Genomic DNA, 19011 nt, shown 5'->3' on the forward strand with positions numbered 1-19011 from the left:
TTGGGGTCATAGAACCCGCCAGATCTTAGGGTTTTGGGCGGGATTCGGGCAATAATACGCCCATTTAGCCGGATATTATGCACTTTGGGGCAATTGCTGTGTCATATTCGCCATGCTCTTTGACGTGCGTTCCACAGGGTGTTGCCATTTTAATCGCAGTCTGATTTTGGTTAAGAGACCTTTGCTTTCGGGCCGTTGAATATGGCAGGCATTGCTGCCTACACCGGGGCACGAGGTACAGTCTTGGGTGCCATAAGGGCCGGCAATCATGCACGGTCCGTGGCGTATCTTGAAGGAAAAACGGTATGAAAAAAATCGCTCTCGCAGCTGCATTCGCTACTCTTGCCACCGGCGCTTTTGCTGGCAACATGGTAGAGCCCACAATGGAACCAGAAGTCATCGTCGAGGACACATCCTCGTCCGCTGGCGGTATCCTGGTGCCCCTGCTGGCTCTGGTACTGATCGCAGCTGCCGCTTCCTAAGCGAAGCCAAGCTAACGAAAGAAGGCGTCCCTCAGGGGGCGCCTTTTTCGTTTTGTGGACCACTTAGCAAAGGGCGCAACAAAGCCAGAGGATGTGCCCGCAGTGAGAGACGCGTTGAAACGTAGTCCTCTACAATCTCTTCGCCGAGTGTCATCTGAGGTAGCTGCGCTTGTGGTTCCTGCAGGACTTCCCCGTCGATATCCTGCGCAAAAAGCGGCAATGGTTGCCTTTTTTGTAGGGCTTTTGCCTCCCACAATGCGGCGCGGCGGCTAAGCTCAAGACCTGAAAACGCATCCGCTTCGGTAAGTGTTGATAGCATCTGTGCGCTGACACCTGCGCGGCGCCAGACATCAGCAACATCGCGATATCCATTGCCGCGCGCGGCCACCAACCAACGCGCATCTTCCTCCTTTATGGCTTTGACCTGCCGAAAGCCCAAGCGCAGCGCGAGGCCGCCGCGTCCGTTGGGTTCCATGGTGCAATCCCATGTGCTGTTGTTTAGGCAGACTGGCCGAACCTCGAGGCCGTGTTCCCGGGAGTCTCGGACGATTTGAGCCGGTGCATAAAATCCCATGGGCTGTGAATTGAGCAGCGCGCAGGCGTAGATGCCGGGGTGGTGGCATTTCATCCATGCAGAAGCATAAACGAGCTGTGCGAAGCTGGCAGCGTGGCTTTCGGGGAAACCATACGAGCCAAACCCTTCAATTTGGGAAAAGCAACGCTGTCCAAAGTCGTCATCATAGCCATTGGCACGCATCCCGCGCAAAAATCGATCCCGCAGCGCGCTGACATTGCCGTGTTTTTTGAACGTCGCGAGCGCGCGGCGTAGTTTATCGGCTTCCTCTGGGGAAAAGCCTGCGCCGACGATGGCGATCTGCATGGCCTGTTCTGGGAGCAGCGGCACGCCTAGGGTTTTAGCTAACACCTTGCCTAATGCATCCGAGGGGAAATGTACGTCTTCTTCGCCGTTGCGCCGCCGGATGTAGGGGTGGACCATGTCTCCCTGAATGGGGCCAGGGCGAACAATCGCGACTTCGATCACAAGGTCGTAAAAGCAGCGCGGCCGCATCCGTGGCAAAAAATTCATTTGCGCACGACTTTCGACCTGAAAAACACCGATACTGTCGCCTGCGCATAGCATGTCATAAACGGCGGGATCCTCCGGTGGGAGTGTCCCCAGGTCGTAATCAAGCTGATGATGACTGGCGATCAGATCAAAGCTTTTGCGCAGACACGACAGCATACCCAGCGCGAGAATATCAACCTTGAGGATGCCAAGAGCGTCGATATCATCCTTGTCCCAACAGATGATTGTACGGTCCTCCATCGTGGCGTTCTCGATAGGGACCAATTCATCAAGCCGACCTTCAGTAGTAATAAAACCACCGACATGCTGGGATAAATGGCGCGGGAGGCCCTGAATCTCAAAAATCAGTCGCAAGGTTTGCTGTAAGCGTCGGTCTGTTGGGTCTAGGCCTAGCTCGGCAAAACGCTCTGGTTCCAGCCCTTTGGTCGAGCCAAAGCCCCAGATTTGGCTCGAAAGCGCGGTGATCGTATCTTCGTTTAGCCTTATGGCGCGGCCTACTTCGCGCACCGCCCGTTTTCCACGGTAATGAATAACGGTGGCGCATAGGCCAGCGCGATGGCGACCATAGCGCCCGTAAATATGATGAATGACTTCTTCGCGAAGTTCATGCTCAAAGTCGACGTCAATATCGGGCGGTTCATTGCGCGCCTCAGAGACGAAACGTTCAAACAACATGGTGCCGATTTCGGGTGAAACGGAGGTTACCCCCAATGCGTAACAGGTGATCGAGTTGGCAGCTGAACCGCGGCCCTGACATAAGATGCCTCGGTCACGGGCGAAATCTACAATGTCGTGGACCGTTAGAAAATAGGGTGCAAAGCCGAGTTTATCAATTAGACGAAGCTCGTGCGCCAACTGGTCAGAGGCTTGTTGAGGGACGCCCGCGGGATAGCGCCATCGTAAACCTGCCGTAGCCAACCGGGCCAGTCGTTCAGTCGCTGTTTCTTGGCCGATCAGCTCTGAAGAGCACTCGTAGCGTAATTCATCGAGGGAAAAGGTACAGGCGCGGGCTAACGCTGTGGCATTTTCAATCGCATCGGGGTGGTCCGCGAATAAATTGCGTATTTCATTTGCATTGCGCAGTCGCTGTTCCGCATTGGCCAAGGCACGTCCGCGCCGCGCTGCCGATGTATCGCTTGTGGCACGAGGATCAGCGCACAGGAGCCGCCAAACCCTAGTAAGTCATCCATGTAAATATGGCATTCACCCTTGGGCGCGCGCATGCGCCCCTTGGACAAAACTAAACGCGCTGCAGGTAAATGCCGAGGGATATGCATAACGTCAAGCGACCCAGCGGTGCGTGGGGCATGCTCAGGCCGAGGGGGGGCTAGGTTCGCCGAACTGAGCCACATGCCTTTCCTGCTCTTCCACAATGCGCTTAAGATCGCGCAAAGCCACATGCGTGCGGACAATTCCAGTTACAGAATTTTCATCCGCAATCGCAAAGGTCTCAATCCCCATCTCCGCCGCACGATGCGCATATTCCTCAGGATGCGAAGCGCCGGTGAGAAAGGTAAAATTTGAGGTGATATGAAGCTCAACGACTCCCATCCGTCATATATTCACAGTTTGTTCTTATTTGTTTAGCCCCAGATTTCTGTGGTTCACAAATATCCCGGAGAGCGCGAGAGGCAGCGCCTCTCGCCTACATTCCACCTGAACTATTCGCCCAGCCCCGCTTCTGCCTCAATCGCTTTGCGGGACTTGCGGGCCCGCTCAGTGGCAGATTTTAGCTGACCGCACGCCGCCATAATATCCTCACCACGTGGCTTACGGATGGGTGACGCATAACCCGCACTGTAAACAATCTCAGAAAACGCACGAATCCGATTGTTAGAGGATCGTTTGTATGGCGCGCCAGGCCATTCGTTGAATGGGATCAAGTTAATTTTAGCTGGAATGCCTTTGATCAGGCTTACCAGCCGATGCGCATCCTCGTCGCTATCGTTCACGCCATCCAGCATCACGTATTCAAATGTAATTCGCTCAGAGTTCGAGAGCCGGGGGTATTCCCGCAACGCGCTGAGCAAAGCTTCGATGTTCCAGCGCTTATTGATGGGCACAAGCTGATCGCGCACCTCATCGGTTGTTGCGTGGAACGATACGGCCAAAAGGCAGCCAATTTCCTCTGCGGTGCGCGCGATCTTGGGCACAACGCCAGATGTTGATAGGGTGATCCGACGCCGCGATAGGGCGATACCCTCGGGGTCCATCGCGATTTTCATCGCGTCCCGCACGCCCTCAAAATTATAGAGCGGCTCGCCCATGCCCATCAGGACGATGTTCGACAAAAGCCGGGTTCTGTCTCGTGGTGCGCGGCCCAGTTCGGGCCATTCGCCCAGATCATCGCGCGCCAACATAACCTGACCGATGATCTCGCCTGCGGTTAGATTTCGCACCAACCGTTGCGTGCCCGTATGGCAAAACGAACAGGTCAGAGTGCAGCCGACTTGGCTGGAAATACACAGCGTGCCACGCCCTTCTTCGGGGATGTACACCGTCTCGACCTCATGGCCGCCGGCGATCCGCACCAGATATTTGCGTGTGCCATCCTCAGACACCTGACGGCTCACGACCTCCGGCAGCTCGATGACGAAATGTTCAGCCAGTTTTGCGCGGTAGTCTTTGGCGAGGTTTGACATCAGTTCAAACTCGCGCACGCCTTTTTCGTAGAGCCATTGCCAAACCTGACCTTGGCGCATCTTGGCCTGCTTTTCCGGGGTGCCAACTTCGATCAGGGCGTCCCGCAGTTGGGTGCGGGTCAAGCCGATTAGATTGCGCTTGCCGCCCTCGGGCAGCTTGCGCGGCAGGGTCAACATGTCTTGGGTGATCGGCGCAGGGGTCGACGGTGGTGTCGATGCGGTTGTCATGGGGCTCTCCAACGGATGAACCCCCCATATACGGTCGAAATTGTGGTTTCGCTAGCCCTCAGCCGCAGCGGGCTTCGGCATCTTCGATCGAGGCGGTGAAACCCAAAAGCGAGAATGTGTCGCGTGTTTTGGTCCCGCGCGATGAAACGCCTGATACAACTGCCTCAGACCCGCGCTTCATTGCGGAGACAATTTTGGCATCATCGGCAGGGGTATCGGCCCAAGCCAGTTCACCATCGGTGAACAAAAGGAACTTTTCCGAGCCGATTTCGATCTCAACCCGAGACAGCTCTGCAAAGGGGTAGCCGCCGGTGAAACTCACCTCTGCGCGCTTATCACTTTGTGGCCAATAAGAGACAAATAACCGGATGTCGCCGCGCCGCGCTGCCACAACACGACCGTCGCGGGTGTTCACGGTGTCCTTGGGGGCCGAAACAACCCAGCACTGGGTCGGGTTGTCCTGTACAAAAACGCTCCAATCAGTATTGGCGCCAACGCGATTGGACACGTCTGCCTGCGCCCAAACTGGGACTGCCATTACCGTTAACGCAACAACGGAATAGATCCAAACCATCAATGATTTCATCGCTTTACAGCCTCGCTGCTTTTGCCTCTGCATCCAGCTTGTTGCTTCCCTTGTCGGGGTAAGTCTTGGAGATAAGCGGACGCGTGTTTTCAATTCTGCACAGAAAGGATACCTACAAAGCGGGCTGCGGAAAAGCCCCGGAGCCAAGTTCGTTGGCATAAAATCGCGCAAAAGAGGCAGAAAAATGAAGGCTCAGAAGCTGGTAGAAGTGCATCGCGGTCCTTTTGAGGAGGGCGAGCATTGGGGGCACGCTGTCATCTGTGACGGTGCGGGCGATGTGGTTGAAGCGTGGGGCGACCCGGATGCTGTGATCTTGCCGCGTTCTTCTAGCAAGATGATCCAAGCAATTCCTCTGTTGGAGAGCGGGGCGGGGGCCAATCTGACGACGCAACAGTGGGCTTTTGCGTGTGCTTCACACGATGGCGCGCCCTTGCACCGGGACATGGCACGCCTTTGGTTGAAGGATTTGGGCCTAGGCGATGATGACCTTCGATGCGGCGCGCAGGTGCCGATGTCACGTAAGGTGGCTGATGATATGATCCGCGCAGGTGAGACGCCATGCCAAGTGCATAACAACTGCTCGGGCAAACACTGTGGATTTTTGATGCTATCACAGCACCTTGGCGCGGGGCCCGAGTACGTGGAACCTGATCACCCTGTGCAACGTGCCGTGCTGGATGCTCATGAGCATGTGACTGGGATGACGAGCCCGGGATATGGCATTGATGGATGTTCTGCGCCTAATTTTGCCACGACAATGACGGGTCTTGCGGCGGCGATGGGCCGTTTTGCAGCGGCGCGTGCCGATGGTGATGGGCGGGAACGGGCGATGCATACGCTGACCCGGGCTATGGCCGCTCATCCCGAATACGTTGCGGGCGAGGGGCGTGCGTGTACGGAATTGATGCGCGCAATGAACCACAAGGTTGCAGTGAAAACGGGGGCGGAAGCTGTGTATATTGCGATCGTGCCCGAATTGCAGCGCGGTATCGCGGTGAAGATCCTCGATGGTGGCACCCGCGCGTCCGAGGCCGTTATCACTGCGCTTTTGGTCCGGCTGGGTGTGTTACAGGCCGATCATCCCGTCGCACGTCGCTATATGGAAAGCCCTATCCGCAACTGGCGCGGGATCGAAACGGGCGGACTGCGGACTGTCGCGGCCCTGAGGGCTTAGCCTTCGTCTGGTTGTGTGAGGTTAATTTCTGAGGGCGCGAAACGGTGTAGTGCGTCCATCAGAGCGGACTTTTTGAATGGTTTGGTCAGATAGTGATTGATGCCGGCAGCTTTAATGCGGTCTTCGTCATCCTCCATCGCGTGTGCGGTCATTGCGATAATCGGCGTTTGTGGAAGCCCATGTTCCGCTTCTAGTTTTCGGATTTCGCGCGCAGCCTCCATCCCGTCCATTTCGGGCATAGAGATATCGGTGAAGATAATATGTGGTTTGAAGTCAAGAAATGCTTCAACCGCGTGACGACCGTTTTCGACTATGGTCAGGTCCATCTCGACAGATTTGAGCATCTTTTGAAACACGAACTGATTGATCATGTTGTCCTCTGCAGCCAGCATGCGCAGTGTTTCTTGGGGCGGTGTGTCGCATTGTACGGGCTTGCGCGGTTGGATCGCGGAAATCACGGTCCTAAGGTCGGCGTTCGCGGTGGGCCAAGACAGGTGGGCTTTGCAACGCGCGGCCAATTGTTTTGGCGTGTGGGCGTGTGTGCCGACACAGATAATTGGCAAGTCCGTTGGTGCTATTTCGCTGATCCGAATCTGATCTGCCTCTGGCAGGCAGGTGCAAGTGAACACCGCATCCGCATCTAGATCGGCGATTTCGTCTGGCGTAACGGTTTTGACCGTTATACCAAGCGAGGCCAATTCATTTGTCAAAAACTCTGCGGTAGGCCGGTGATACCCGCACAGCGCCAGTGTGAGAGGTGCTGAGGTGACCGCTGTTGGTGAGGAACTGCGAAGGTCAACTTCAAGCGGGAGGGTGACTGTGAAATGTGATCCTTTGCCCAAGTCGCTTGCGACGGTCAGTGTGCCTTCTAACCGCTCAACGATGCCCTTGGTGATGGCCAACCCAAGGCCGGTGCCCTCAAACTTGCGGTTCATTTCGTCTTCGACCTGATTGAACTCGCCAAAGATATGAGCCTGCATCTCATCTGGTATGCCGATCCCACTGTCCCGGACAGTAATCTTGACCATCGAACGGCCAGCCGCGTCCGGTGTGCCGGGGTCCACATCCACAGTCACGTGACCCTCGGGCGTGAACTTGATCGCGTTGCCGATCAAGTTCGTTAGAACCTGTCGCAGTTTGCCCTGATCAGTGATGAACCCAGTTTGCCCCATGATGGGATAGTGCAGTGCAAGGTTCACTGGCTTACCATCAAGGCTGGCTTCCGACAGGCGCAGCAGTTCTAGCAGCAGGACCTCTAGGTCCATTGGCTCAGGACGAAACTCCATCTTGTCGGCTTCAAGCTTTGAGAAATCGAGGATGTCATTGATGATGACCAGCAGCGATTCACCTGAGCTGCGGATGGTTTCGGCGTATATCTGATCCTCACTGGTCAGCTCGGATTCCAGCAACAGCTCCGCCATGCCCACCACACCGTTCATAGGGGTGCGGATTTCGTGGGACATCTTCGCGAGAAAGGCGGACTTGGCCCGGTTGGCGGCCTCGGCAGCATCGCGCGCTTCTCGCATCGCGGCCTCGCGTTCGAGGCTTTCGGTGATGTCGGTGCACATAGACACCATGCCACCGTCCGAGGACACCTTGTCCTGAAGCTGGATGCTGCGGCCATTATACAGTTTGATGACTGTGGTTTGAACGGGGCGATTTTCCCAACGGGCAAGCATTTCATCGACCCAATCGTCGGGATTGGCATCGCCGATATCCACAAGGCCTTCGTCCATCAGAACTTGCAACACAAGGTCGTAGGGCGCGCCAAGACCGACATCCTCAATCCCTTCGAACAAGCGCATGTAATGTCGATTTGCGGCGACGAGACACCAATTCCGATCATACACGGCGAACCCATCGCCAATAGCCTCAAGGGAGTCCCACAGGCGCTGTTCCGCTTTTCCGGCCTGTTTGGTCGCAAGATCTAGGTGAGCGAGCACCTTTTGGTTTTCGCCCGCAAGGGTCGCGTTCTCTTCGCGCTGTTCGATCACGGTGTACGACAGTTTGTCCGCATGCGTTGCCAACTGACGATTGGCTTCGAGCAGTTCATTCGACTTTTGTGCAAGCAACCGCTCCGCCGCGAGGCGACGGCGGCGTTCTTGTTGAATAAAGTCATCGTGCGATTGGATTGACATCGGACCCTCTACTAAGGCCCGAGTATTTATCCAAAAAACGTGAATCCCGTCTTAACTTACGACCACATTTCTTTAACGGTTAGGCAGCGTACGCTGGGGTGCGCCGACGCCTAGTTCATGTCGAAGTGTAGGGGGTATTTTCCGCCATCAAACGCACCGAACAGATCGTCGATATCAGGGTGCGAAACAGGCTCACCTGTTTGATCTTCCACCAAGTTTTGCTCTGACACGTAGGCTACGTAATAGCTTTCGTCGTTTTCTGCGAGCAGGTGGTAAAACGGCTGATCTTTGCGCGGACGGGAGTGTTCGGGAATGGCGTCATACCATTCCTCGGTATTCGCAAAAACGGCGTCGATATCAAAAACAACACCGCGAAACGGATGTTTGCGGTGGCGGACAACTTGACCGAGATTGTATTTCGCATGGCTTTTGAGCATAGCGCATCGACTCCTTGCTCGATTTACTATCCCTTGCGCGGACTGATTGTCCATCGGGGTTACCTAAAAATAAGGGAAACAAACTGTGGAATTGGTCTTAACGGTCCTTGAGATCACCTCACCTGTCTTTTTGTTGGCTCTGGTCGGCTACATTTGGGTGCGTGCAGGGTTCGAATATCGGGTGCAATTCGTGACCCGGCTGGCGATGACGCTGGCGGTGCCGTGCTTGATTTTCACGGCCCTCATGAAGACTGAGGTTGAGCCCGCCGCGCTGAGCCTTGTGACCATTGCTGCGATCGTGGCCTACGGGGCTGTGACCATGGTCACCTGGGCGTTAGTCGCGGGCTTTGGCTTGGACCGGCCAACTTATTTGGCGCCGTTGATCTTTGGTAATACGGGCAATTTGGGCCTGCCGCTGGCGTTGTTCGCATTCGGGCAGGAGGGGTTGGGCTATGCCGTTGTGATTTTCGCGGTCATGGCTGTCATGGCGTTTACGTTCGGAATCTGGCTGGTATCGGGTGGTGGGTCGTTGCTCAAAGCCGTGCAGGAGCCGATGGTTTCTGCCACGCTGTTGGGGGCGCTATTCCTATGGCAAGGCTGGAAAACGCCAGTGTTTGTGACCAATACGCTTGAGTTGATTGGGCAAATGGCGATCCCCTTGATGCTAATTACGCTGGGGGTTGCAGTTGCGCGATTGACACCGGGGGGCATCGGGCGCGCGCTTTGGCTGTCACTGGTAAAGGTCGGAATTTGCGTTGGCTGCGCGCTGGGCGCAGGACTGTGGCTGGACCTGCCGCATGTGGCTTTGGCTGTGCTGGCGTTGCAGGTGGCGACGCCGGTTGCTGTGACCTCATACTTATTGGCGGAAAAATACGAGGCGGACGCCGATGCGGTGGCGGGTTTGGTCGTGATCTCGACCCTGTTGTCCGTGGTCAGCATCCCCGTTGTGTTGGCGTTCTTTGTGTAGGGATTGCCGAGGGTCGGGACCATTTTCAAAATTCTCGTTTTGCGCTATACTTTTTCTTAAACAAAACCGAGCAGGTTATAGACATGAAATGGTATTACGCACTGGCCCTTTGCTTGGGCCTAGCCGCCTGTGGTGGTGGCTCTAATCAGGCTCCACGCAACCTAGACAACGCGTGTTCCATACTGGAGCAACGACCGGGCTATCTGAGGGCTTTTCGCGCAACAGAGCGGAAATGGGGCGTGCCTGTCTCGGTCCAGATGGCGACGATCTATCAAGAGAGTAAGTTCGTTTCCCGCGCACGGCCACCGCGACGCTATAAGCTGGGTGTGATCCCGATGGGGCGGCAAAGTTCAGCGCTGGGCTATTCGCAGGCGCTGGATGGCACATGGGCGGACTATCGTCGTGAGGCTGGCCGCATCGGCGCACGGCGGACCAACATTCGCGACGCGTCTGATTTTATGGGATGGTACATGAACAAAACCGTACAGCGGAATGGCATTGCCCTGACCGATGCACGCAACCAGTACCTCGCCTATCATGAGGGGCACACTGGGTACTCGCGCGGCAGCTACCGTCGCAAAGGATGGTTGATGCGGGTCTCAAACGAGGTCGCGGCGCGCGCCTACGTGTATCAACAACAATTGGCCAGCTGCCGCGTGCGGCGCTGATGGCAAAAAGCCCCGCCAGGTCTTGGGCGACCGGCGGGGTGAAGTTGCACGCACCGACATTTCTGCGGTGCGCGCTGGCGGTAAACTTTTGAAGCTCTTAGAACAGCTCTTTGCGTAGCTGTTGGCGCAACTGGTCAATCGGTACGGTTTTGCCGTCGCGCTTAAAATGCCAGTAGGTCCAGCCATTGCAGCTGGGCGCGCCCTCTAGGGCAGCCCCAACTTGGTGGATCGACCCGGTGACATCTTTGCGCACGAGTGTGCCGTCGGACCGCACCTTGGCAGTGTAGCGGCCATTCAGTGAGGTCAGGCTTTCGCCGGGGCGCAGCATGCCGCGTTCGACCAGTTGACCAAAGGGAATACGCGGCTCGGCGCGTTTCGATTTCGAGACTTGGATCGCGTCGCTGTCAAATTTGCGCACGCGTGCAAGCCGCGCCTCAGCCACCTTGCGGTATGCCGCTTCGCGCTCAATCCCGATATAATCACGACCAAGCATTTTGGCGACAGCACCTGTGGTGCCAGTGCCAAAGAACGGGTCCAGCACAACATCGCCGGGATTGGTCGTAGCGACCATCACACGGTGCAGCAGGCTTTCGGGTTTTTGTGTCGGATGAGCTTTGTCACCCTTTTCGTCCTTGAGCCGCTCGTGCCCTGTACAAATCGGCAGCACCCAGTCTGAGCGCATTTGCACGCCTTCGTTCAACGCTTTCAACGCTTCATAGTTGAAGGTGTATTTCGATTTTTCGGACTTTGACGCCCAGATGAGTGTTTCGTGAGCATTGGTCAGCCGCTTGCCGCGAAAGTTGGGCATCGGGTTGGTTTTGCGCCAAACGACGTCGTTCAGCAGCCAGAAACCTTCGTCCTGTAGGGTCGCACCGACGCGAAAGATGTTGTGATAGCTGCCGATCACCCAGATGGCACCATTTGGCTTGAGCAAGCGGTGCGCCGCCTTGAGCCATGCCTTCGTAAAGTCGTCATAGGCCCGAAAGCTATCAAACTGGTCCCAGTGATCGTTGACCGCATCAACGTGACTGTTGTCGGGGCGATGCAGATCGCCCTTTAGCTGTAGGTTGTAGGGGGGGTCCGCGAAGATCAGGTCAACGCTTTCCGCAGGGAGCGCGTTCATCCGTTCGATGCAATCGCCGTCCAAAATAGTATTGATCGGAAGCGTCGCCGCTCCCGTTTTTGATGTATCTGCCATGTCCGCCTCGTGAGTCGCGTTTTGCACGCTTATTGCGACTAGAATGCGCCCGGCGGGAATCGCCGTCAAAGGCTAAAATGTGGCACAAATTGGATCACTTTAGGATCCCAACATGTTGTGTATAGGTTTGAAGGAACGTCTATGGTGTGGGGTCACCCCTAGACTTTGCAGCCCGGCGCGGTGCGCAGCGGTGCCGTATCCGGCGTTTTTTTCCCATCCGTAGCCGGGGTACTGTTGCGCCAATGCCACCATGCCCCAATCTCGCCTTGTTTTGGCCAAGACTGACGCCGCCGCAATCGACAGGCACTTTCCATCGCCTTGAATGATTGTTTGCGCTGGGCATGGCAGGCCACGCGGCAGGTCGTGACCGTCGATCAAGAGGTAGTCAGGCACTTGGGGTAGAGCGTCGATTGCGCGGCGCATGGCTAGGTGGGTGGCTTGGCGGATGTTGATCTCATCGATCTCTTCTACGCTGGCCTCGCCGTAGCCGATCTCTGCAACCTGTTCGAGCAACGGCACCAGCGTCTCGCGCCGCTTGGCGGTCAGCTTTTTGCTGTCGTTCAACCCTGCGGGGGCCGGGCCACAAAACCGCACGGCACAGGCCACCACTGGACCCGCCCATGGGCCACGCCCAACCTCATCCACACCAACGATATAGTGGTGCCCGCGCGCGGCGAGCGCCTCTTCGAATTCCAATGTAGGGACTGTTTTCATCCCTTCGAAGTGACACAGACCGCCCCAATAAAAAAGCCCCCGAGGTTGAGTTCCCCGGGGGCCGTCGGCTGTGCACACGGGCGTGCGATTTTACCCACGCACCCAGCCGTTCCGCCGCAAGCACCGCTCGCTGTACAGGTTTCTTGTCCCGCGGCGGGTGTCTACTTGGCGGATGCACTGCGGGGGCAGGGCACCGGCGCGGCGTACGGTGTTTTGCATGCAGCGCGCGCCGTACCCGCGGCGAATTTCCCCGCGTGAAACGACCTCGCGAAAGCAACGATCGGGGATCACTTTGTTGCGGTGCCCCACATGTCTACGGGGTGTCACGGTCGTTTGTCGCTGTATGCGGGGTGTTGCGTTACTGTCATCAATCGCGCGCCCGATTGCGTATAACACGACCAGCCCGCCGAGGACCTTTGCGATGTCTTCGCCACCCGCCCGAGCAGGTGTTGCGGAAACAGAGGTGAGGATCAGTGACAGCACGAGGGCGCTGGCCATAAGAGGTTTGAGCATTGGACACTTCCTTTCTGGGTCATCGCGTCTGTCTGACCTTCGCCGTGGGGGTGTTCGTCGCTCAATATCGGGGGGCTGATATTGGATAACATGCGCAAGGATATTGAATATCTGCGCGCAGTTGCTCACGATCAAACTATGAAACAGATCTTTCTGACCTTTGCCGTTTTGATGATGGCCTTTCCCGCGACTGCGGCGTGCTTTGCTGACTATAAGGCCAAGCGCGACAACCCCTTACGCCTGCACTACGGTGTGGTTGAGGTCACTGGCGCCTGTACTGTTCAGGCCGCCAGGGCCGAGATTGCCCAGCGGATTGCACGGGGTGGGTGGCAGTTGCTGAACGTCGTTTCCGTTTTTGGCCCTGAGGGGCTCGCAGAAAGGAAAGAGAGTGCCGGCACCTATTTCCTCCGCTTCTGAGGCCCGCCGCTCAGGTGCGCGCATCGTGGCGTTGGGCATCGCGGCGGTCGTCATCATCCTTGGGGTTGCGGCCGTTGTGTTGTTTCTGACGCTGCCGGACGCAAACGCGTTTAACGCACGGGTTGAGCAGATATTCATCGAAAATGACGATCTGACCGGTGCCGCTGAATTGCGCTTGTTAGAGATCCTCGCACAGTCCGGCACCGCGTTTTCCGATGTCCTCAGCAGTTACCGCATGGTGATTTATGTACTGCTTGTCTTCGCGGCTTCGCTCTTGATTGCTGCGTTGGTGTTTCTGGTGTCCTTGGTTGGGCTCAACCGCCGCATGGGTGAGATTGAGCGTCAGGGCTTGCAAGTTTCCTCCCTGATCGTGAGCCGGATTGACCGTGTGGTTTTGCTCAATAACATGGAATTCAAGCTGACAGATGCTGCGTTAGAGACGCTCTCGGTGTTGGCGGAGGCGCGGTTGGATGATGACATCCTGACCGGTGCGCAGATTGAGGGGATGATTTCTGGCCGACCCGCCGAAGATTGCGATGAAGCCGCTGGCGCCACGCGGATCAAGCGGCTCCGCGATACGTTGGGCAACCAGATGGTGAGTGAGATGCTTGTGCGCAACATCGCGCGACGGGGGTACGTTTTGTCGATCGATCGGGACGTGATCAAGATGATCTGACGGTTGCGTTCAGGCGGGCTTGAGCGCGTTTGTCGCAAGATTTCGCGCCATTTGGTTTTCGCTTGAGCCGGTTTATGTGCAATTGTGAATGATATCGGTGTGTTGCCGCGCCTGCCCTTCGCCCATTCGGGCGTCGTTTTGGCAGTCAGGGTTCTGCGTCGGTGCCAGAGTTTTGCTTGAGGTGACTTTATGAAAAACCATTTGAAAACAGCTTTTGCCGCAATCGCCATGACCGTCGTGAGCATTGCAGGCGCATCGGCCCAAGACGTTGCCAACAACACGCCGTTCGGCGATTGGCGCGTTTCGTGTGATGCGGTCAGCGTTTCACAGACATTTTGCCAGTTGGTACAGCAACAAACGGTGCTTGATACGAATGAACTGGCGGGACGGTTTGCTGCCTTTCCAGCCCAAAATGGCGGCGCAATCCTTTTGGCGCAGGTGCCTATCGGGGTTTACCTGCCTGGGGGGGCTGTCTTTCGGTTGGACGACAAGGACGCGACCCCGCAACAGGAAATGGTTTGGCAGCGGTGCCTTGGACCCATCTGCGAGGCCGCGATCCTATTGGATGAGGCGACCGTGTCCCAAATGAGTTCATCGGGGGCGATGTTGTTTGGCTACCGAATGGATTCCGATGCGGAGCCGATTGTTTTGCGCGTGAATTTGAACCGTTTTGGTGAAGGCATCGAGGCATTGCGAGGCGCGCAGTAATGTAGGCATCGAAGGCCAGTTTGCGCTTTTTTCAGCATTTGGTTGATATCTTAAGATATCAAATGTAAACTATCGTTGAGACGAGTCGATTAAATCAAACCGATATCGACCTCATCCGATCCATTTGCCGCATGCGGAGCGAACTTGAATTGAAGCTGGTCATCAAATTTCAAAGCCACGTCCTGCGCCTCCAGATCGGACGCCGCCGCCAAAATCATGACCTTGCGCTTGCCCTCACGCGTCATCGCGAACTCAAGCAGCGATATCTGTCGACGGCCAACATAAATACATATGGCCAAGTACAGCCCTGTCCCGAACCATGGATGGATTACAGCGGCGGTCAGCAAAACGCACAATAGGCCGATCAAAGCCTCCCACTGTCGTTGAAACACCAGCCAAAATGGCGGGACCAGCATCGCCCAGAATGAGCGACGCAACTCAACCACATTTGCCACAGAGCCGCTGCCGACATAGATCGCAAAGCGGGTAAGGCGTTTGTTGTCTTTGGGCAGTTTCGTTGGCTTGATACCCTCTAGCTGGCTTACCTCAGGCTCCTCCAGAACCTCCCATTTGCTATCAAGGGGTGCGTCGGTGAAGATGTTGAACACCTGTCCATCGCGCCAAACGGTCAACAGGACCGGGCCGGTGTCACTCTCGATTAGTTTGGAAATGGCTTTCTGTACTGATGCGAGGCGCGTCCACAGGATGCCGTTCACCGCGACAACCAAGTCGCCTTTTTCCAGCAACATGTTGTGGCTCGCGCCCTGCGATCTGGTCTTGGTCAGGCGTATCGGGCCCGGTGGTGGAGGGGATCGAGGTGCAGCCTTTTTCGGTGCAAAATCCGACGACCCGTCCATCAGGGGTATTTGATCACATCAGCTTGGGGTGGTGCGGCGCGGCGTCTGGTGGCGGTGGTATTCGCCTCAACAACGCGGTTCAGTCGCATGTTCATCTCATTGATACGTGCGTCCAGTTTTTCCTGCAATTCAGCTGCGGCGGCCGAACCGCCACTAGTGTCCATTGCGCCCACCGCCTCGGAGATGTCCGCGGCCAGTGCCTTGTAGGCATCTAACTGGACAGCCAGCGCGTCTTGGGTGGCAACAGAAACGCTCATGGCGAGTTCGCCGTTCAAGGTCGCGATGCGATCGGCTGTTGTGTTGTTGATGGTTTCAGCGCGAATTTGAGCGGCTTCTTGGGTCTCTAATCCGGGCAAATCCAAGATGATCTGCGCGACGTTGGCACGCAAGTCCGTCATTTGCGACGCATCGACCGAGATTGTTTCGAGGCTAGTTTGGATGCCAGTAAGGGTTTCGGATAGTCCGGCGACCTTTTTTTCCATCACGGCCAGCGGGGCCATGCGCTCTTCGAATGCGGTGACGTTTTCGGTCAGGATGGTTAACAGCTGGGTGTTCGTCGCGGCGAGCCGTTGCAACCCCGAGGACGAGCGTTGCCAAACCATACCCATGATCACCACAGCCAAAACCGCGATGCTGCCCGCAGCAATCAGACTGATCCGTGAGATTTTCTCTAGCCGTTCAGCCTTTGTCGCAGTCTCCGCGAATTGTGCCGAGATACGCTCAAATTCAGCCGTGACATCCATAGAGGCGTCGGCTGCGTCCAAAGCTATCTGGATGCTTTGATCCAAATCGGCCGTCTGGGCCTTTTTCAGCGGTGTCGTGGCCATTGTCTTCGGTCCTGTCCTCAAGGTTTGGGGCTGCGCCGCGCCCTTGGGGTTTTGTATGCACATTCTGTGCCAGTTTCCCGCAGGACCACGCGCGCCGGTAGCTCCCGCGATTTGAAGCCAAAACGCGCACAACTCCAGGGTTGGTGGGGTTGATAGGTCACGCCCAGATACTTGCAGTCACCGCAAACGCCCTGCGTGGTTCGCTTGGTTGATGCTGTGGGTTTCATTTGCGATAACCCGCCAGTTTCAGCCACAAATTGTGGATGTGAAACCGTAGGCCAGCGGCCACACACAGCACGGCGCACAGCCCCATGGCGCCGCCTTTCAACCGTGCACCCTCATGCCATAAAACACGCGCTTCCCCGGCGAAAAACAGGCCGACAAGGACGAAGCAGAACGTGCTTATCATTTCGCCTCGGCTGCGGTGTGCGCGGGGGCGGTGTTGGGGGTTTTTCATGAAATGACCTTTCCGTTTTCGTCAAAACGCATGTCTTCCGGCAAATCCACATCGGGGGGATCAACCTGTTCGTCGTTGTTTAGCCGATAGATAAACGCCAGCACCGCGGCGACGGCGGTATAAAGCGGCCCCGGAATTTCATCGCCAATCTGACCTGCAAAATAGAGAGCCCGCGCGAGCAATTCGTTACGAAAGATCGTGACGCCCGCGTCCTTGCCGATCTCGATAATTTCTTGCGCCTGATTTCCGCGCCCCATGGCCAAGATCATTGGCGCGCCTTCGGTGCCGACTTCATATTTCAGAGCAACGGCAAAGTGGGTCGGGTTGGTGATGATTGCGGTTGCCGTTGGGACGGCCTCCATCGCGGCTTTACGCTCTTTGGCGCGGGATACAGCCGTCATCTGCATCCTGCGGATTTTGGCCTTCACCTCGGGTGAGCCTTCGGTTTGCTTGCTCTCGTCCTTGACCTCTTGGAGGGTCATGCGCAGCTGTTCGTTGTGTTGGTAATGAGACCAGATCACGTCAAAGACAGAGATCGCGGCCAGCACCAACAAGAAGACAATGATCAGCAGCAAAAACACGTCGCCCATGCGTGAAAGCCCCCCCATCAGGTGGGTGCTGGGCGTGGTGAACAGCGCATCAATTGTGGCCATAAAGACCAGCAGTGCAGTCCCGATCAACAACGTTACCTTGCCAATTGCCTTAAGCATCTCGACCAAGGCCTTCACGGAAAACATCCGCTTGATCCCGCTCAGCGGGTTGATGCGGTTGGGCTTGAACGCCAGTGCTGAGCTGGACCAGTTGATCGCGCCCGACATGCCCATTTGGGTCAAAATCACGATGATCAGAAGCGGTATCGCAAAGATCACTGATTTCCAAAACATGAACTGAAAGCTGGCGCCGAGGTTGCGATAAATCTCATCCATGACGCCCTTTTGGCCCGCAAAAGAAAAGAGGCTGGACCATTCCTGTAGCAGCGACGGCATCAATGGCATTAGCCCGATGTATAGTAACAGCCCCACCAGCAGCGTTGAGAAAACGAATAGCTCTTTTGAGCTGGCGACCTGACCGTCTTCCTTGGCTTTTTCCAACCGTTTCTGGGTTGGGTCCTCTGTCTTTTCTTGGCCTTCGCTTGCGCCTTCTGCCATCAGTTCGCCCCCGCCACTGTATCGCGCACGAATTCTAGGACGAACTCAACCATGTCTCGGATCGCGTAGCCCATGGGCGTTGTTGCCAAGTAGAGCGCGAAGAAACACGTCAGGATCGTGAGGGGAAAGCCGAATGAAAAGAGGTTTAGCTGCGGTGCTGATCGGGTGACCACGCCCACAGTCACGTTGGCCAGCAGGAGTATTGAAACCACAGGCAGCGACAGAAGGGATGCAATAGCGAACATATGGCCGCCGGAATCCAAACCTGCCGAAATCAAGAACGACATGTCGCGCAATTGCCCCAAGGGGAGGACTTCGTAGGTCATGCGCATGATCGCGATACAGTGCAGATGCCCGTCCATCGACAGGAACACGGCAATGGCGAATAGGTTGAGAATTTGGCTCACAACCGGGGTTTGGCCGCCTGAATTGGGGTCGACCTGCGCGGCAAAGCCCAACCCCGCCGAGGCAGCGATCTTTTCGCCCGCCAGTGCGACAGAGGAAAACAGCACCGAGAGGATGAGCCCCAGCGACAGCCCAATCGCGACTTCGATAAAGATCACCTCGACCAATGCGAGAAACGGAAGGCTGCGTGGGTCCGGGACTTCGATCAGGCCAAAGAGGGCAGATGAAATCAAGACGGCTACGATAATACGCGCCTGTACCGGGATTGCCGCTGCGCCAAAAAACGGCGCCGATAGAAAGAACGCGCTGAGCCGAATGGTATGAAGAAAGAAAACCAGTCCTAGGTCAAACACCTGCTGCAACTCGATCCCGCCGATCCCCATCAACGCATCAAGACTGGGGGCCTCCGCGATCATTGGAGAAGGCGGATCTGCTCAAAGATGGTCGCGAAGTAATCCACCATCTGCTGCATCATAAAGGTCGATAGACCTGCCATGGCCGCCAATACGATAACCAGTTTGGGCACAAAGCTGAGGGTCATCTCGTTGATCGAGGTTGCCGCCTGCAAAATCCCAATCACCAGTCCAACCGCTAGCGCGACAGCCAAAATCGGGCCGGACGCCATGATGATTTGCCAAAATGCGCCGCGGAGGCTTTCGATATTTGCGTCAAACTCCATGGG

General features: G+C 56.3%; 22 protein-coding genes. 7 read left to right on the top strand and 15 right to left on the bottom strand.

The features are described 5' to 3' along the window. The first annotated feature begins 305 nt into the window (after nucleotides 1-305). Nucleotides 306-482: a hypothetical protein gene (locus tag PM04_RS18070; protein ID WP_038005366.1), complete on the top strand. Its 177-nt coding sequence runs from the start codon at nucleotides 306-308 to the stop codon at nucleotides 480-482. A gap of 31 nt (nucleotides 483-513) precedes the next feature. Here PM04_RS18070 and PM04_RS07450 read toward each other — a convergent pair whose 3' ends face one another. From PM04_RS07450 to PM04_RS07465, 4 genes are all read right to left on the bottom strand, one after another. After that, nucleotides 514-2673: an error-prone DNA polymerase gene (locus tag PM04_RS07450; RefSeq protein ID WP_324618320.1), complete on the bottom strand. Its 2160-nt coding sequence runs from the start codon at nucleotides 2671-2673 to the stop codon at nucleotides 514-516. 207 nt (nucleotides 2674-2880) lie between these two features. Continuing rightward, the gene (locus tag PM04_RS18400; RefSeq protein ID WP_038005369.1) at nucleotides 2881-3120 is read right to left on the bottom strand and encodes a PHP domain-containing protein; all 240 of its coding nucleotides are present in this window, start codon (nucleotides 3118-3120) and stop codon (nucleotides 2881-2883) included. Nucleotides 3121-3230: 110 nt separating this feature from the next. Further along, nucleotides 3231-4439: a 23S rRNA (adenine(2503)-C(2))-methyltransferase RlmN gene (gene rlmN, locus PM04_RS07460; protein WP_038005371.1), complete on the bottom strand. Its 1209-nt coding sequence runs from the start codon at nucleotides 4437-4439 to the stop codon at nucleotides 3231-3233. Between the two features lie 58 nt (nucleotides 4440-4497). After that, a complete protein-coding gene (locus PM04_RS07465; RefSeq protein WP_038005374.1) occupies nucleotides 4498-5025 on the bottom strand; it encodes an invasion associated locus B family protein in 528 nt (175 codons plus the stop codon). A gap of 184 nt (nucleotides 5026-5209) precedes the next feature. Between PM04_RS07465 and PM04_RS07470 the strand changes: the two genes are divergently transcribed. Further along, nucleotides 5210-6199, top strand: a complete 990-nt coding sequence (locus PM04_RS07470) for an asparaginase (RefSeq protein WP_038005377.1) — start codon at nucleotides 5210-5212, stop codon at nucleotides 6197-6199. Here PM04_RS07470 and PM04_RS07475 read toward each other — a convergent pair. Further along, a complete protein-coding gene (locus tag PM04_RS07475) occupies nucleotides 6196-8337 on the bottom strand; it encodes an ATP-binding protein (RefSeq protein WP_038005380.1) in 2142 nt (713 codons plus the stop codon). The two genes, PM04_RS07470 and PM04_RS07475, sit on opposite strands and share 4 nt — an antisense overlap. 110 nt (nucleotides 8338-8447) lie before the next feature. Beyond that, on the bottom strand, nucleotides 8448-8774 hold the full coding sequence (gene hspQ / locus PM04_RS07480; RefSeq protein WP_038005383.1) for a heat shock protein HspQ: 327 nt from the start codon (nucleotides 8772-8774) through the stop codon (nucleotides 8448-8450). Nucleotides 8775-8859: 85 nt separating this feature from the next. Between hspQ and PM04_RS07485 the strand changes: the two genes are divergently transcribed. Continuing rightward, entirely contained in the window at nucleotides 8860-9741 is an 882-nt protein-coding gene (locus PM04_RS07485) for an AEC family transporter (RefSeq protein ID WP_038005386.1), read from the top strand. An 83-nt stretch (nucleotides 9742-9824) separates the two neighbouring features. Beyond that, nucleotides 9825-10409: a lytic transglycosylase gene (locus PM04_RS07490; RefSeq protein ID WP_038005389.1), complete on the top strand. Its 585-nt coding sequence runs from the start codon at nucleotides 9825-9827 to the stop codon at nucleotides 10407-10409. A gap of 97 nt (nucleotides 10410-10506) precedes the next feature. On the opposite strand, the gene PM04_RS07495 is transcribed toward PM04_RS07490, so the two are convergent. The 3 genes from PM04_RS07495 to PM04_RS07505 form a co-directional block, all read right to left on the bottom strand. Beyond that, nucleotides 10507-11607 carry a site-specific DNA-methyltransferase gene (locus PM04_RS07495; protein ID WP_038005390.1) on the bottom strand — a complete coding sequence of 367 codons (1101 nt, stop codon included), beginning with the start codon at nucleotides 11605-11607 and terminating at the stop codon, nucleotides 10507-10509. 99 nt (nucleotides 11608-11706) lie between these two features. Next, complete coding sequence (locus PM04_RS07500) at nucleotides 11707-12321, bottom strand: ribonuclease HII (protein WP_038005393.1); 615 nt, start codon at nucleotides 12319-12321, stop codon at nucleotides 11707-11709. A 90-nt stretch (nucleotides 12322-12411) separates the two neighbouring features. Further along, the gene (locus PM04_RS07505; protein ID WP_038005396.1) at nucleotides 12412-12834 is read right to left on the bottom strand and encodes a hypothetical protein; all 423 of its coding nucleotides are present in this window, start codon (nucleotides 12832-12834) and stop codon (nucleotides 12412-12414) included. Nucleotides 12835-12972: 138 nt separating this feature from the next. Here PM04_RS07505 and PM04_RS07510 point away from each other — a divergent pair, with 138 nt between their 5' ends. The 3 genes from PM04_RS07510 to PM04_RS07520 all read left to right on the top strand — a co-directional run bounded on the left by PM04_RS07510 (nucleotide 12973) and on the right by PM04_RS07520 (nucleotide 14635). Beyond that, entirely contained in the window at nucleotides 12973-13251 is a 279-nt protein-coding gene (locus PM04_RS07510; protein ID WP_038005938.1) for a hypothetical protein, read from the top strand. Further along, on the top strand, nucleotides 13223-13927 hold the full coding sequence (locus tag PM04_RS07515; protein ID WP_038005397.1) for a histidine kinase: 705 nt from the start codon (nucleotides 13223-13225) through the stop codon (nucleotides 13925-13927). The genes PM04_RS07510 and PM04_RS07515 overlap by 29 nt, the downstream gene beginning before the upstream one ends. 189 nt (nucleotides 13928-14116) lie before the next feature. After that, complete coding sequence (locus PM04_RS07520; RefSeq protein WP_038005399.1) at nucleotides 14117-14635, top strand: invasion associated locus B family protein; 519 nt, start codon at nucleotides 14117-14119, stop codon at nucleotides 14633-14635. Nucleotides 14636-14724: 89 nt separating this feature from the next. Here the strand turns inward: PM04_RS07520 and PM04_RS07525 are convergent, their stop codons facing one another. The 6 genes from PM04_RS07525 to fliQ form a co-directional block, all read right to left on the bottom strand. Continuing rightward, the gene (locus PM04_RS07525) at nucleotides 14725-15384 is read right to left on the bottom strand and encodes a DUF2628 domain-containing protein (protein WP_038005402.1); all 660 of its coding nucleotides are present in this window, start codon (nucleotides 15382-15384) and stop codon (nucleotides 14725-14727) included. 107 nt (nucleotides 15385-15491) lie between these two features. Further along, nucleotides 15492-16319 (bottom strand): hypothetical protein, encoded by an 828-nt coding sequence (locus PM04_RS07530; RefSeq protein WP_038005407.1) that lies wholly within the window; start codon nucleotides 16317-16319, stop codon nucleotides 15492-15494. A gap of 223 nt (nucleotides 16320-16542) precedes the next feature. Beyond that, nucleotides 16543-16776 carry a hypothetical protein gene (locus tag PM04_RS07535; protein WP_038005409.1) on the bottom strand — a complete coding sequence of 78 codons (234 nt, stop codon included), beginning with the start codon at nucleotides 16774-16776 and terminating at the stop codon, nucleotides 16543-16545. Next, the gene (locus PM04_RS07540; protein WP_038005410.1) at nucleotides 16773-17924 is read right to left on the bottom strand and encodes a flagellar biosynthesis protein FlhB; all 1152 of its coding nucleotides are present in this window, start codon (nucleotides 17922-17924) and stop codon (nucleotides 16773-16775) included. Before PM04_RS07540 ends, PM04_RS07535 begins: the two co-directional genes overlap by 4 nt. After that, nucleotides 17924-18745, bottom strand: a complete 822-nt coding sequence (gene fliR, locus PM04_RS07545; protein WP_038005412.1) for a flagellar biosynthetic protein FliR — start codon at nucleotides 18743-18745, stop codon at nucleotides 17924-17926. The genes PM04_RS07540 and fliR overlap by 1 nt, the downstream gene beginning before the upstream one ends. Next, nucleotides 18742-19008, bottom strand: a complete 267-nt coding sequence (fliQ, locus tag PM04_RS07550; protein WP_038005414.1) for a flagellar biosynthesis protein FliQ — start codon at nucleotides 19006-19008, stop codon at nucleotides 18742-18744. The genes fliR and fliQ overlap by 4 nt, the downstream gene beginning before the upstream one ends. Between the last annotated feature and the right edge of the window lie 3 nt (nucleotides 19009-19011).

The organism is Thalassobacter sp. 16PALIMAR09 (assembly GCF_000765485.1).
Classification (GTDB): Bacteria; Pseudomonadota; Alphaproteobacteria; order Rhodobacterales; family Rhodobacteraceae; genus Thalassobacter; species Thalassobacter stenotrophicus.

Excerpts from the sequence above, each read along its gene's own strand:
- PM04_RS18070 (WP_038005366.1), top strand. The coding sequence starts at position 306 with ATGAAAAAAATCGCTCTCGCAGCTGCATTCGCTACTCTTGCCACCGGC.
- PM04_RS18400 (WP_038005369.1), bottom strand. The coding sequence starts at position 3,120 with ATGGGAGTCGTTGAGCTTCATATCACCTCAAATTTTACCTTTCTCACC.
- rlmN (WP_038005371.1), bottom strand. The coding sequence starts at position 4,439 with ATGACAACCGCATCGACACCACCGTCGACCCCTGCGCCGATCACCCAA.
- PM04_RS07465 (WP_038005374.1), bottom strand. The coding sequence starts at position 5,025 with ATGAAATCATTGATGGTTTGGATCTATTCCGTTGTTGCGTTAACGGTA.
- PM04_RS07470 (WP_038005377.1), top strand. The coding sequence starts at position 5,210 with ATGAAGGCTCAGAAGCTGGTAGAAGTGCATCGCGGTCCTTTTGAGGAG.
- PM04_RS07475 (WP_038005380.1), bottom strand. The coding sequence starts at position 8,337 with ATGTCAATCCAATCGCACGATGACTTTATTCAACAAGAACGCCGCCGT.
- hspQ (WP_038005383.1), bottom strand. The coding sequence starts at position 8,774 with ATGCTCAAAAGCCATGCGAAATACAATCTCGGTCAAGTTGTCCGCCAC.
- PM04_RS07490 (WP_038005389.1), top strand. The coding sequence starts at position 9,825 with ATGAAATGGTATTACGCACTGGCCCTTTGCTTGGGCCTAGCCGCCTGT.
- PM04_RS07495 (WP_038005390.1), bottom strand. The coding sequence starts at position 11,607 with ATGGCAGATACATCAAAAACGGGAGCGGCGACGCTTCCGATCAATACT.
- PM04_RS07500 (WP_038005393.1), bottom strand. The coding sequence starts at position 12,321 with ATGAAAACAGTCCCTACATTGGAATTCGAAGAGGCGCTCGCCGCGCGC.
- PM04_RS07505 (WP_038005396.1), bottom strand. The coding sequence starts at position 12,834 with ATGCTCAAACCTCTTATGGCCAGCGCCCTCGTGCTGTCACTGATCCTC.
- PM04_RS07510 (WP_038005938.1), top strand. The coding sequence starts at position 12,973 with ATGAAACAGATCTTTCTGACCTTTGCCGTTTTGATGATGGCCTTTCCC.
- PM04_RS07520 (WP_038005399.1), top strand. The coding sequence starts at position 14,117 with ATGAAAAACCATTTGAAAACAGCTTTTGCCGCAATCGCCATGACCGTC.
- PM04_RS07525 (WP_038005402.1), bottom strand. The coding sequence starts at position 15,384 with ATGTTGCTGGAAAAAGGCGACTTGGTTGTCGCGGTGAACGGCATCCTG.
- PM04_RS07530 (WP_038005407.1), bottom strand. The coding sequence starts at position 16,319 with ATGGCCACGACACCGCTGAAAAAGGCCCAGACGGCCGATTTGGATCAA.
- PM04_RS07535 (WP_038005409.1), bottom strand. The coding sequence starts at position 16,776 with ATGAAAAACCCCCAACACCGCCCCCGCGCACACCGCAGCCGAGGCGAA.
- PM04_RS07540 (WP_038005410.1), bottom strand. The coding sequence starts at position 17,924 with ATGGCAGAAGGCGCAAGCGAAGGCCAAGAAAAGACAGAGGACCCAACC.
- fliR (WP_038005412.1), bottom strand. The coding sequence starts at position 18,745 with ATGATCGCGGAGGCCCCCAGTCTTGATGCGTTGATGGGGATCGGCGGG.
- fliQ (WP_038005414.1), bottom strand. The coding sequence starts at position 19,008 with ATGGAGTTTGACGCAAATATCGAAAGCCTCCGCGGCGCATTTTGGCAA.